Raw genomic sequence first — 12,208 nt, forward strand, 5'->3', positions numbered from 1 at the left:
AATATTCCAGACTTAACAACACCAGGTAAGAAAACTCCAGTGAAAGTAACTATTGAATTACCAAATGGAAAAGTAATCATAGTAGAAGTACCAGTAAATGTAACACCTGTCAAAGGTTTAGAAATTCCAGTTACAAAAACACCGTTACAACCAGAGGATTATACAAAAGGAATAACAATACCAGAAGGTGGAAAAGTAACGAAAGTAGAAAACATTCCAGATTTAACAACACCAGGTAAGAAAACTCCGGTGAAAGTAACAGTAGAATTACCAAATGGAAAAGTAATCACAGTGGAAGTGCCTATAACTGTAACTCCTGCAACTGGAATTGAAACTCCTGTTACAGATACACCACTAACTAAAGAGGATATAGAAAAACATGTTAAAGTCCCAGAAGGTGGAAAAATTATTGGAGTAGGAGAAATTCCAAAAGTTAATACCCCAGGAGATAAAGGTACTGTTAAAGTGAAAATTGAACTTCCTAACGGAAAACAAATAGAAGTAGAAGTACCGGTAAACGTTACGCCAATAAAAGATATTGTTAAGAAACTAGGGGAACCTATTACTAATGAAGAAGTTGAAAAACATGTGAAAATTCCAAAAGGTGGAAAAGTTATAAGTATCGGTGATAAACCTTCAACAGACGTTCCAGGTGAACGCCCAAGTATACCTGTAGTTATTGAATTACCAGGAGGTAAACGTGTTACAGTAAAAGTGCCAGTAATTGTAACACCAAAAACTACTCCTATAGTTGTGAAAGTAGGAACTCCGATAACTCAAGATGATGTTAAGAAACATGTAGATCTTCCTGAAGGATGGAAAATTACAAAAGTAGGAGAAATTCCAACAACTACAACACCAGGTAATAAACCTTCAGTAACTGTAGAGATAGAATTGCCAGATGGACGAAAAGTTAAGGTAGATGTACCAGTAATTGTAACACCAAACGTAACACCAATTGTTGTAGAAGTAGGAACTCCAATAACTCAAGATGATGTTAAAAAACATGTAGATCTTCCAGAAGGATGGAAAATCACAAAAGTAGGAGAAATTCCAACAACTACAACACCAGGTGAAAAAACAGCGGTACCAGTAGAGATAGAATTACCAAATGGACAAAAAGTTATAGTTAATGTTCCCGTAAAAGTAATCGAAAAACAACGTGTTCCAGAAAATAACACAAATCCGAATAATACGGATAACAACAACAACAATAATAATAATAATAATAATAACGGTAATAATAATTATCATAATGATAATTATGGTACTGATGATAGAGAAAATGAAAATAACAATATAAGAAATGGTGAATCAAATGATAAACCTCAAGATATTGTTACTTCAAATAACAATTCTAAAAAAGCTAAAGTTGAAAAACTTCCTAACACTGGGATAGAAAGTAATTCTATAGCTGGCTATGGATTAGCAATTTTAGGTATAGCTTTATCAGCAATGAAAAGACGTAAAGAAAAATAATTTCTTCTAAAAGTTAAAAGAGAAGCAGAAAAATCTGCTTCTCTTTTTAAATTAGTTGTATATAAAATAAAAAAAAAAACGGATCTAACCCAAAAATCCTAAATTTTTTAAAAGTTTATATAAAAACTCATAGACGCAGTGGTTTATTGATATCTAAATTCGCTTTATAGAAGCTTTTTAGATATCTAATAAACTGTGCGAGGGTGACTCGACAAAATCGATTTCTCCGAAATCACGATTTTTGAGTCACTCCCATCTTTTGAAAATAATATTTATTTGGGTTTCTTCGATATTAACGCTGAAAAGTCTAAATCATCATATTTGCTTTTATTAAGGCCAGTTAATGAATCGAAATCTGTATCTGGAAATAAGGGATCGAAGTCATCGACTTCAATGCTCAATGTGGTAGTCTTTGTATCAGTATCAGAAGATTCAGAAATAAAATTATCTATTTTAATATTGTTATTTGCGTATTCTTCAATGTGAAAGTCCTTAGTTTGAATAGAGTTATTAATAAATGGAGAAGTTATATCATCACTATCATCGTAATTATATTCTATTGAAACTTCTCCGAAATTTGAATCTGCAATATTCTGTTGATTATAAAATAATACTCCATATTCTTCTAAGAGTTCTTCTTTTGAATAATTCTTTAGTGGATCTTCTATAGGTGATATTGTACTTTCATAAATTTTCTTAACTAGATTTTCATCTGTTTGAATTTTATTGTCCTTAATATTCCAAGAAGAAATAAGTCTGTGAATAATATCTAATTGTTCACTTGAAAGAAAATGAAGTTTTGTTTTAATTTCATTTAGCTTATCCATAACTTTACACAGCTTCTCTAGTTTCTTTTAAGTAATCGATGTAATCATTCCCCCAAATTTCTAATTCATTTAGTACAGTTTGAAATTTTTTACCAATATCCGTTAGGCTGTATTCAACTTTTGGTGGTATTTGGGCATAAACTTTACGATTTATTAATCCATCTTGTTCTAATTGTTTTAATTGTTTTGTCAATGTTGCTTGAGTAATTGTCCCTAGTGATCTTTGTAACTCATTAAATCTAACACTTTTATCTTCTAGAAGATGAAGAATAAGAATTGTCCATTTTCCAGATAATATTTTTTGAGTTGTAAAAAAGGGGCATTTTCCAAAAGGTTCTTGTTGTTCCATAAAAAATCTCCTTAAAATTTCGTTGATATTATACAATTCTATCTAATAAGATACTTACTATTGTAAAAAAACGTACTTGTTATTTTTTGGGTAAATATTATAATAATATATATAACAATTATAAAGCAAATAATAAAGTTTAGCAATAGCTAAAAAACGGAGGACATAATAATGACAGAAGCAAAAAGTTTATATCAAAATAGAAGAAGTGTATATGCGTTAGGTAAAAACTTACCAATTTCAGAACAAGAAGCATTAGAAATTATTGATAATGCAGTTAAGTATTCACCAAGTGCATTTAATTCACAAACTGCACACGCTGTAGTATTATTAGGAGAAAATCACCAAAAACTTTGGGATATTACTTTTGGAGAATTAGAAAAATTCTTACCAAATGAAGAAGCTAAAGCAGCTACTAAAGGAAAAATCGATAGTTTTGCTGCAGCTTACGGAACAATTTTATTCTTCGAAGATCACGATGTAGTGAAAGGTCTTCAAGAACAATTTCCATCATATGCTGATAATTTCCCAATATGGTCAGAACAATCAACAGGGATTGCATCATTTGCAGTTTGGAATGCATTAGCAGAAGCTGGAGTCGGAGCTAACATTCAACACTATAACCCAGTAATTGATGAAAAAGTAGCTGCAGAATGGGATATTCCAGCTAACTTAGTACTACGTGCTCAAATGCCATTTGGTGAAAAATTACAAGAAGCTGCACCAATTGAAAGAACTTCAAGAGTAAGAGTAGTAAAATAATATTTGATTTAACAACAAATTATATGAGTCACAATAACGCTAAGATAGAGATGTCTTGGCGTTATTTTGTGCCAATAATTACGCTGTTAGTTGTTGGAATATACTGGTAAATATGGTATTATAGTAGATGGTAAATAAATTAAAAATTTAGAAGGATTAACAATGTTAAAAATAGTTATAAGAGATTTAGAAGATACTAAACGTTTAGCGAAAATTGTTAGTGAAGGTATAGAAGATAGATTAGTACTTTTGTTAAATGGTGATCTAGCCGCAGGTAAAACAACATTTACGAAATATTTAGCAGAATATTTAGGAGTAAAAAGTGTAGTTAATTCACCAACTTTTAATATAATGAAAGAATATAAATATCCTAATGGAAAATTATATCATATTGATGCTTATCGTTTAGAAGATAGCGATGAAGATTTAGGATTTGAAGATATTTTCTTTGAAGATAATGTTAGTATTATCGAATGGGGAGAATTTATTGAAGAATTCTTACCGAATGAAAGATTAATTTTCAATATTCGCTTAGTAGAAGATTACAGAGAAGTTGAAATTATTTCTAGTGGTGAATATAAAAAAATTGAAGAAAGGATTCGTGAAAATTGGTAAGTTTAATAGTGGAAGCTTCTAATGGAGTATGTTCAATTGCATGCTTTGATAATGAAACAGTATTAGCTGAAAAAAACTTTGTATGTAGTAATAATTTATCAGCAGTGATTTTAGAAGAAATCGATAATTGTTTAAAAGAAGCAGATAAGAAAAAAACGGATTTAACTGAAATTATATCAAGTGAAGGGCCAGGTTCGTATACAGCAATTCGTGTAGTCGCTGCTGTTTGTAAAACTTTATCTTATACACTTAATATTAGATTGAAGAAAGTATCTTCTTTAAAGTTACAAGCTTTGTTAGAATTTGATAGCAACAAATTACTAGTTCCATTTATTGATGCACGTCGAGGAAATGTTTTTGGTGCAATTTATAAAAATGAAGAAGGAAAATTAGTAGAGGTACTGGAAGAAGGATACTACTCTCTTGAAGAAATTAATAACTTTTTATCATCTCAAAGTGATGAATTTGTTTATATTAGTAAAGATATAGAAAAGTTAAATGATTCTCTTTTAGAAGGTTCAAAAAATAATGACATGGTTCGTGCGGCTAATGTTTTTAAAATTTATGATTCATTAGAAGATGTGGATTGTTATAATATGAAACCACAATACTTAAGAAAAACTGAAGCAGAAAGGGAACTTGAAAATGATAAAAATAAATAAAGTTGATGTAAATGATTTAGACGTATTATCAAGAATAGATGTAGATAATTTTGAAGATGCATGGACAAAAGAAATGTTTAAGTCTGAGCTGGAACATGAGAACGCAGAGTATTACGGATTATTTAATGATGGTAAAATTATTGGATTCTGTGGTGGTTGGCTTGTTGCTGATGAATATCAAGTTAATAAGATAGTTATTGACAAACCGCATCAAAATAAAAAATTAGGACAAATTTTCTTCACTTATGTAATGCAACTTTTAAAACTAAAAGGTGTAAAAAAAGCAATTGTTGAAGTTCGTGTAAGTAACATGCCTGCGATAACTGTTTATGAAAAATCTGGATTCACAACAGTCGATATGAGAAAAAATTATTACAAAAACAATGGAGAAAATGCTTTTGTAATGGTAAGGGATTTTAGTAATGAAAGAATATAAAAATTTAGAAAAAGTAACTATTTTAGCTATAGAAACAAGTTGTGATGAAACTAGTGTAGCTGTAGTTGAAAATGGAAAAGAAGTACTATCGAATATCGTGAGTAGTCAAATTGAAACACATAAACAATTTGGTGGGGTAGTTCCTGAAATAGCGAGTAGACAACATATAGAAGTAGTGATGCAGATTGTTGAAGAAGCTTTGGAAGAAGCCCAAATTACTTTGAACGATATAGATGCAATTTGTGTAACACAAGGGCCTGGATTAATAGGTTCATTACTAGTTGGTGTTAATGTTGCGAAAACATTAAGTTATGCTTTAGATAAACCATTAATAGGTGCACATCATATTGCAGGACATATTTATGCTAGTAATATAGATCATGATATAGTTTATCCATCATTAGCTCTTGTTGTTAGCGGGGGACATACAGAACTAGTTTATTTAAAAGATGAACTTGATTTTGAAATAATCGGTTCTACTCATGACGATGCTGTAGGTGAAGCGTACGATAAGGTAGCAAGACAGTTAAATCTTGAGTACCCAGGAGGTCCTAAAGTAGACAAACTAGCCAAGTTGGGTGAAGATAAGTATAAATTCCCTCGTGCAATGATTGATAGTGACGATTATAATTTTAGTTTTTCAGGTATGAAGTCAGCGGTGATTAACTTTGTACATAATGCAAAACAACGCGGTGAGGAGATCGTACCTGAAGATTTAGCTTGCAGTTTCCAAACGGCGGTAGTAGAAGTTTTAATCGTAAAAACTAAGAAAGCTATTGCGAATCTAGGTGTTAAACAGTTGATTTTAGCAGGTGGGGTTGCAGGTAATAGCGAACTTCGTAAGCAAGTCTTAGATCTAGAACAACAATTAGGAGTAAAAGTACTTATTCCAAAAATGAGTTATTGTAGTGATAATGCGGCGATGATGGGAGCGGTAGGATACTATTATTATAAAAATAATATATTTTCTAATCCGTTAACGCTAAATGCGAAGTCAACGTTAGACTTAGAAGAAGTTAGAGGATAAACATTAGAAGGGAACTGACTCGACAAAATTGATTTCTTTAAATCATGATTTTTGAGTCACTCCTTTTTTATAAATGTTTTGGTGTAATTATGAAAAGACAACTTGAAGAATTATTAGATACTAATTTACAACAAATAAATCATATTTCTGAAAATACACATTTTATAGGATTTTCTAAAAGATTAGGACAACGAGTATTCGTTAAAATTTTTAAAGATCCATTAAAATATAAACTAGAGTATAAAGTTTTAAGAAATAAAGGTAATTTTTTATTAGATTTTCCTAAGTATTCTGCACTAGTATTGAAATATGAAGATTTTGCTCCACTAAATAAGGAAAGTATAAATAATGAAGATATAATAAAAATAGCAGTGTTAATATCTGATTTTCATAGAGGAAATTGGCTCTCAATTGAAAATGATAAAGAAATTTCATTGGAAAAAGTTCTAGAAAAAAATGTATATAGAGTGGCTGATAGAAAAGAATATACTGAAATAAGTGAGCTTCATTCTAAGTTTCTAAAAAATATTAGTAAATTAGATGAAGAGTATGAAAAAACACTAGTTTTAATTCATGGGGATTTTGGTCTTAGAAATATTATGAGAAAAGACGATAATTTAGTATTAATAGATTTCGAAAGAGTTAAATATGCTAGTTATTATTTAGATTTCATTAAATATTTTTATCAAGATTTAGATAATGATAAATTTAAAAAAGAGCTATTTTTAAATTATTATTATGAACATTCAAATGAGGAAGTTCTTTCTGAGGAACTAGAGTACTGCATGATTTTTATCTCGGCATTAGGTATTTTAAATTATACCAAACGTGTTAAAGATAAAGAATTTGAGGAGTTAGGATTAAAAATGTTAGAAGATGTTGAAAATTATTTTTTTAAATAACTATTAAGGAATAGGAGAGTTGAAGAGTGAATAAAATTAGTGAAGAAAAACTAGAAGAAAGTCGTAGACAAGCATTACTTTTAGTCGATAAGTTGAAAGAAAACGTTAATGATTTAAAAAGTATGCGAGAACTGTCAAAAATAGTTTCTAAGGATTCAGAAATGAATGATGATTTTTGGATAGAAATTTGCAATATAGATTTTACAAAAATTGAATTTTTCCCAGTAAGATCGCTGTTGGCTGGGATATTAAAAAATAAACAAGATAATTCAAGTATTTCAAATATTTATAATTATTTGGTAGTAGAAAATACAGAATATCTTAATAGATACGGACAGAGTGCTTCTAAAAATACACCAGCAATGATAGTGTTATATTTTGCAGGTTTCTTGGGAGTCGGATTGTTTGTAATCGTTAATTTTATAATGCTAATGTTAGCACGAGGAAATTTTGAAGATGTTCTTTTTAATTTAATAGCAGGAACATTTTTAGATGCCCTTATTCTTGAAGTAATTGATAGACAGTACATCTGGGAATGGGAAGTACCATATTTTGAAAATAGTAAATTCCTAGCGTATGTTTGGACATATATTCCGATTATAATAATGTACTTATATATGAATATTTCTACATTTATTACACAAGGGTCTAACTACAATATTAGTAATGAAATTAAACTTACTATAGGTACTTATATTTTTATTTTAATTATTGTTAATGGCTTATTTAAATTAAAAAATTCTGCGGATTTTATGTATACAGTATATACAATAATCTTTAAAATAATAGCTTTCATAAGTTTTATTTGTATCATACCTGCCTACTTTTTCGGAAAACTACCAATTGATTGGATGTATATTCTGATAACTGTTCCGATTGTAAGTAGTGTTAGAGTATTAAAGAAAGTTAGTGCTACAAGATCTGCAAAACTTCTATTTTATCCAATGACATTTTGTTATTTAGTATACACTCAACCACGAGTGATTAATACTCCTATTTTAGAGGAACAAAATATATTGTTGTATGTTTCAGGAGTATTGGCAATATTAATAATAGTCATAAGTAAACTAAGAGAAAAAATCAAATAATATTAATATTAGTCCCTTTCTATATTGATAAGAAAGGGATTAATAATTTTTATAACTTATGAATTTCTATGTTACAAAGTGGTATTGATTTTATTTGACCATTATTTATGTTAAAATATAATATGATTAATATTAGGAGGCGATGATATGGCGAATATTTATTTAGATTACGCAGCAACATCAAGAAAACATTTTGATATCATAGAAAAGAATATGAATATACTAAAAGAAATCTATGCTAATCCAAGTAGTGGCCATACTCTAGGAAAGAAAAATGATAGGCTAGTTCGTGAAGGACGCGAAAAAATAGCTAATACTCTAAATGCAAGCAGTAATGAAATAATTTTTAATTCAGGTGGTACTGAAAGTAATAATACAGTTTTTAATCACGTATTAAATAGATTTGAAACTGGAGAAATAATAATTACATCTATAGAACATCCATCTGTTAAAGCTAGTGCTAAGAGACTTGAAAGATTTGGATTTAAGGTTCATGAATTATCAGTAGATGAAAGTGGGGCTATATCACTAGAGGAATTAAAAGAAAAGATTAATTCTAAGACGGTATTAATTTCAATTATGTTAGCAAATAATGAAACAGGGGTATTAAATCCTATAAAAGAGGTTTCAGAACTTATTTCGGATAAAAATATACTATTGCATAGTGATATTGTTCAAGCATTAGGTAAAGTTGAAATTGATGTGAAAGAATTAGGATTAGATTTTGCTTCAGCATCAGCTCATAAAATTGGTTCGCTTAATAATTTTGGATTTTTATACGCAAAAGATGGAGATGTTGAACCACTACTTTTAGGTGGGGGTCAGGAAAATGGTCTTCGTTCTGGGACGACTGATTTATTAGGGATACTGGTTCTTAATGACTGTTTGTCAGAGACATTGAATTCAATTCCAGCTCTTAGAGAATTGAAAAATTACTTTATTTCTGAACTTGAGAAAAGTGAAGTTGAATTTGAAGTAAACGGATCTATAGAGAATTCATTGCCGAATATATTGAATATTTATTTTAAAAATATTGAAGCACAACGACTTATTACGTATCTAGATGCGCGTGATATTTATATTTCTGGTGGATCTGCTTGTAGTTCAGGAAATATTAAAGGAAGTCGTATAATTACAGAAATGTACAATATTGAACGTGCTGCGAATTCTGTTAGAATTAGTGTAGGTTTTGACACTAGCAGAGAGTTAATTGATGAAGTTATAGAGAAGATTGTAACTTTAGAGAAAAGAATAAAAGAAAGGAACTAATAATGAATAGCAACAAAAAAGTAGTAGTTGGAATGAGTGGTGGAGTTGATTCATCTGTAACAGCATATCTTCTAAAACAACAAGGATATGATGTTATCGGTGTTTTCATGAAAAACTGGGAAGAAAAAGATGACAGAGGAGTTTGTCTTGCGGAAAAAGATTACGAAGATGTAATTAAAGTATGTGAACAATTAGATATTCCTTATTACTCTATTAATTTTGAAAAAGAATATTGGGACAAAGTATTTACTTACTTCTTAGATGAATACAAAAAAGGTCGTACACCTAACCCAGATATTATGTGTAATAAAGAAATTAAATTTAAAGTTTTCTTAGAATACGCAGAAGATTTAGGTGCTGATTATGTAGCAACAGGACACTATGCGCGAGTTAAAGATGTTGATGGAGAACGTTTAATGTTACGTGGTGTTGATAATAATAAAGATCAAACGTATTTCTTATCTCAATTGAAACAACACCAAATTAAAAATATTTTATTCCCTGTAGGAGAACTAGAGAAAAAAGATGTTCGTAAGATTGCAGAAGAAGCGGGTCTTGCTACAGCGAAGAAAAAAGACTCAACAGGTATTTGTTTCATCGGTGAGAAAAACTTTAGAGAATTTTTATCTCAATACCTACCAGCTCAAGGTGGTAAAATGGTGGACTTAGATGGTAATGTCCGTGGAGAACACATCGGTTTAATGCACTATACAATCGGTCAACGTCATGGTTTAGGTATTGGTGGAACTAAAGATACAGAAGGTGAAGCATGGTTTGCATGTGGTAAAGATCTTGAAAATAATGTACTGTATGTTTGCCAAGGATTCCACAATGAAAAACTATATTCAGATAGCTTATTAGCAAGTTCACTATCATTTACAACGAAAAATCCACAACCTAATAAATTCACATGTACTGCAAAATTCAGATATCGTCAACCAGATACTGAAGTAGAAGTAGAAGTATTAGAGGATAACAAAGTAAAAGTTGTCTATAAAGAGCCAGTACGTGCTGTGACTCCTGGACAGGCAGTTGTCTTTTATGATGGAGATGTTTGCTTAGGTGGAGCGATTATCGATGAAGTATATAAAGATGGTAAAAAACTTCAACTGTAATATTTAATAAAATCCTAAAAGTTAGAGGAAATCTCTAATTTTTAGGATTTTTAGTTTTTATTTCTAAGTTATAAGACTATAGTATATATTGAGCGAGTAACGTATCAAATCTACGAATATCGATATCTTTTCTTAGATTAATTTTAATTTTTCCAACTTTAGTCCAAAGCTCTACTTCGGCATTTAAATCGAAGATTTTACCTGAATTTTCAGTTGACCACATTAATATTGAAGAGTATGGAAGGGAATAGATTTCTATTTTTTTTCCTGTAAGTCCTTGGGCGTCTTTTACAATAAGTCTTTTATCTGTAAATACAGCAACGTCCCTTATTGTCGCAAATGCTGCAACAGGCTGTTCACCGTTTATCAATAAGTTTGCAATATCTTGCGGGATAGCAACTTCTCTGAAGAATGTCCAATTTAATAAATTCATTTAGTTAGCCATAGTGACTCTCCTATCTATTTTATGATAATGTTTATTTCTATCTTAGTATAGCATAAATTATAAATAATAAGAAGATTCAGTTTTCAGTATTATTATAATAAATTTAATGATATAATATTAGTACTAGGGGGGAGAAATATGAATATTAATAAAGAAGATGTTGTTTTATTTTTAAAACAAAATGTTAAGGCAATTGTTTTGGCATTACTCTGTAGTTTACTTGTTATAATCGGAGGACTTTTGTATTTTGGTCATGATAAAACAGAAGATTATAATGATGTAACCTTTTCTAATTCTCAAAACTCAGAAGTGAGTAAGGATGACAAAAAAGAAGAACAAGATTCCAAAATTTTTGTTGATGTAAAAGGGGCGGTTAAACACCCTGGGGTATTTGAAACAACGAAAGATAAAAGGGTAAAAGATTTAATTGAAGAAGCTGGTGGTATATTAGAAGACGCAGATACTTCCACTTTGAATTTAAGTCAAAAAGTTAAAGATCAGATGGTTATTTACGTTCTTAAAAATGGAGAGAAACCAAAACAAATTTCTGATGGTAGTTCAAGTACATCAAATGGAGATGTAATTAATATTAATACTGCCAATAAAGAACAACTTATGAAAATCTCAGGAGTTGGAAAAACTAAGGCTGAAGCAATTATTTCATTTAGAGAAAAAAATGGGGATTTTAAAAAGAAAGAAGATATAACAAAAGTACGAGGAATAGGAAAAGCTACTTTTGAGAAAATTAAAGATAAAATAGAGGTATAGTTATGCAAAGAATTAGTTGGGATGAGTACTTTATGGCTCAAAGTCACCTGCTTTCACTTAGATCGACTTGCAGTAGGTTATCTGTTGGGGCGACAATAGTCAAAGATAAACGAATAGTTTCAGGTGGTTATAATGGTTCAATTAAAGGTGATGAACATTGCATAGATGTTGGTTGTAAAGTAGTGGAAGGGCATTGTGTCAGAACAATCCATGCCGAAATAAATGCTATTTTACAATGTTCTAAATTCGGTGTTGGAACTGAAGGTGCAACAATCTATGTTACACACTTTCCATGTTTGAATTGTACAAAATCTATAATTCAAGCAGGGATAAAAGAAATTTGCTATGCAAATGATTATAGAAATAATGAATATGCTCGAGAGTTATTAGAAAAATCAGGTGTTGTCGTAAGAAAAATAGATTACGATGTAAATAATGTAGTAGAAAGGTTACTAGATAAATAG

General features: G+C 30.0%; 15 protein-coding genes. 12 read left to right on the plus strand and 3 right to left on the minus strand.

Annotated elements, in window-relative coordinates; all coding sequences use genetic code 11:
- Positions 1 to 1,479: Rib/alpha-like domain-containing protein (locus O5Y44_RS03300; RefSeq protein ID WP_371465525.1), on the plus strand; the 1,479-nt coding region annotated here is incomplete at its 5' end.
- Between the two features lie 272 nt (positions 1,480 to 1,751).
- On the opposite strand, the gene O5Y44_RS03305 is transcribed toward O5Y44_RS03300, so the two are convergent.
- Positions 1,752 to 2,306 carry a hypothetical protein gene (locus O5Y44_RS03305; RefSeq protein WP_371465526.1) on the minus strand — a complete coding sequence of 185 codons (555 nt, stop codon included), beginning with the start codon at positions 2,304 to 2,306 and terminating at the stop codon, positions 1,752 to 1,754.
- 4 nt (positions 2,307 to 2,310) lie between these two features.
- Positions 2,311 to 2,655, minus strand: coding sequence for a winged helix-turn-helix transcriptional regulator (locus tag O5Y44_RS03310; RefSeq protein WP_316447321.1), 345 nt, complete (start codon positions 2,653 to 2,655; stop codon positions 2,311 to 2,313).
- A 171-nt stretch (positions 2,656 to 2,826) separates the two neighbouring features.
- On the opposite strand from O5Y44_RS03310, the gene O5Y44_RS03315 reads away from it, so the two are divergent.
- The 9 genes from O5Y44_RS03315 to mnmA all read left to right on the plus strand — a co-directional run bounded on the left by O5Y44_RS03315 (position 2,827) and on the right by mnmA (position 10,531).
- A complete protein-coding gene (locus O5Y44_RS03315) occupies positions 2,827 to 3,417 on the plus strand; it encodes a nitroreductase family protein (RefSeq protein WP_316447320.1) in 591 nt (196 codons plus the stop codon).
- 162 nt (positions 3,418 to 3,579) lie between these two features.
- Positions 3,580 to 4,032: a tRNA (adenosine(37)-N6)-threonylcarbamoyltransferase complex ATPase subunit type 1 TsaE gene (gene tsaE / locus O5Y44_RS03320; protein WP_204641551.1), complete on the plus strand. Its 453-nt coding sequence runs from the start codon at positions 3,580 to 3,582 to the stop codon at positions 4,030 to 4,032.
- On the plus strand, positions 4,026 to 4,694 hold the full coding sequence (gene tsaB, locus O5Y44_RS03325) for a tRNA (adenosine(37)-N6)-threonylcarbamoyltransferase complex dimerization subunit type 1 TsaB (RefSeq protein ID WP_371465528.1): 669 nt from the start codon (positions 4,026 to 4,028) through the stop codon (positions 4,692 to 4,694). Before tsaE ends, tsaB begins: the two co-directional genes overlap by 7 nt.
- Entirely contained in the window at positions 4,678 to 5,130 is a 453-nt protein-coding gene (rimI, locus tag O5Y44_RS03330) for a ribosomal protein S18-alanine N-acetyltransferase (protein WP_316447318.1), read from the plus strand. Before tsaB ends, rimI begins: the two co-directional genes overlap by 17 nt.
- Complete coding sequence (gene tsaD / locus O5Y44_RS03335; RefSeq protein WP_316447317.1) at positions 5,117 to 6,157, plus strand: tRNA (adenosine(37)-N6)-threonylcarbamoyltransferase complex transferase subunit TsaD; 1,041 nt, start codon at positions 5,117 to 5,119, stop codon at positions 6,155 to 6,157. The genes rimI and tsaD overlap by 14 nt, the downstream gene beginning before the upstream one ends.
- Positions 6,158 to 6,246: 89 nt before the next feature.
- Positions 6,247 to 7,059 (plus strand): phosphotransferase family protein, encoded by an 813-nt coding sequence (locus O5Y44_RS03340; protein ID WP_316447316.1) that lies wholly within the window; start codon positions 6,247 to 6,249, stop codon positions 7,057 to 7,059.
- Positions 7,060 to 7,085: 26 nt separating this feature from the next.
- Positions 7,086 to 8,147 (plus strand): hypothetical protein, encoded by a 1,062-nt coding sequence (locus tag O5Y44_RS03345; RefSeq protein ID WP_316447315.1) that lies wholly within the window; start codon positions 7,086 to 7,088, stop codon positions 8,145 to 8,147.
- A 147-nt stretch (positions 8,148 to 8,294) separates the two neighbouring features.
- A complete protein-coding gene (locus O5Y44_RS03350; protein ID WP_371465529.1) occupies positions 8,295 to 9,416 on the plus strand; it encodes a cysteine desulfurase family protein in 1,122 nt (373 codons plus the stop codon).
- 2 nt (positions 9,417 to 9,418) lie between these two features.
- A complete protein-coding gene (gene mnmA / locus O5Y44_RS03355) occupies positions 9,419 to 10,531 on the plus strand; it encodes a tRNA 2-thiouridine(34) synthase MnmA (protein WP_003145275.1) in 1,113 nt (370 codons plus the stop codon).
- Positions 10,532 to 10,607: 76 nt separating this feature from the next.
- Here the strand turns inward: mnmA and O5Y44_RS03360 are convergent, their stop codons facing one another.
- On the minus strand, positions 10,608 to 10,964 hold the full coding sequence (locus O5Y44_RS03360; protein ID WP_371465531.1) for a PH domain-containing protein: 357 nt from the start codon (positions 10,962 to 10,964) through the stop codon (positions 10,608 to 10,610).
- Between the two features lie 150 nt (positions 10,965 to 11,114).
- Here O5Y44_RS03360 and O5Y44_RS03365 point away from each other — a divergent pair, with 150 nt between their 5' ends.
- Both O5Y44_RS03365 and O5Y44_RS03370 read left to right on the plus strand, forming a co-directional pair.
- A complete protein-coding gene (locus tag O5Y44_RS03365; protein ID WP_371465533.1) occupies positions 11,115 to 11,744 on the plus strand; it encodes a ComEA family DNA-binding protein in 630 nt (209 codons plus the stop codon).
- Positions 11,745 to 11,746: 2 nt separating this feature from the next.
- Positions 11,747 to 12,208, plus strand: coding sequence for a ComE operon protein 2 (locus tag O5Y44_RS03370; protein WP_003146342.1), 462 nt, complete (start codon positions 11,747 to 11,749; stop codon positions 12,206 to 12,208).

It is taken from the genome of Gemella sp. 27098_8_155 (genome assembly GCF_041433725.1).
Taxonomy (GTDB): Bacteria; Bacillota; Bacilli; order Staphylococcales; family Gemellaceae; genus Gemella; species Gemella haemolysans_D.

Bases quoted from the DNA above. Each gene is read 5' to 3' on its own strand.
- O5Y44_RS03305 (WP_371465526.1), bottom strand. From the start codon at position 2,306: ATGGATAAGCTAAATGAAATTAAAACAAAACTTCATTTTCTTTCAAGT.
- O5Y44_RS03310 (WP_316447321.1), bottom strand. From the start codon at position 2,655: ATGGAACAACAAGAACCTTTTGGAAAATGCCCCTTTTTTACAACTCAA.
- O5Y44_RS03315 (WP_316447320.1), top strand. From the start codon at position 2,827: ATGACAGAAGCAAAAAGTTTATATCAAAATAGAAGAAGTGTATATGCG.
- tsaE (WP_204641551.1), top strand. From the start codon at position 3,580: ATGTTAAAAATAGTTATAAGAGATTTAGAAGATACTAAACGTTTAGCG.
- rimI (WP_316447318.1), top strand. From the start codon at position 4,678: ATGATAAAAATAAATAAAGTTGATGTAAATGATTTAGACGTATTATCA.
- tsaD (WP_316447317.1), top strand. From the start codon at position 5,117: ATGAAAGAATATAAAAATTTAGAAAAAGTAACTATTTTAGCTATAGAA.
- O5Y44_RS03340 (WP_316447316.1), top strand. From the start codon at position 6,247: ATGAAAAGACAACTTGAAGAATTATTAGATACTAATTTACAACAAATA.
- O5Y44_RS03350 (WP_371465529.1), top strand. From the start codon at position 8,295: ATGGCGAATATTTATTTAGATTACGCAGCAACATCAAGAAAACATTTT.
- mnmA (WP_003145275.1), top strand. From the start codon at position 9,419: ATGAATAGCAACAAAAAAGTAGTAGTTGGAATGAGTGGTGGAGTTGAT.
- O5Y44_RS03360 (WP_371465531.1), bottom strand. From the start codon at position 10,964: ATGAATTTATTAAATTGGACATTCTTCAGAGAAGTTGCTATCCCGCAA.
- O5Y44_RS03365 (WP_371465533.1), top strand. From the start codon at position 11,115: ATGAATATTAATAAAGAAGATGTTGTTTTATTTTTAAAACAAAATGTT.
- O5Y44_RS03370 (WP_003146342.1), top strand. From the start codon at position 11,747: ATGCAAAGAATTAGTTGGGATGAGTACTTTATGGCTCAAAGTCACCTG.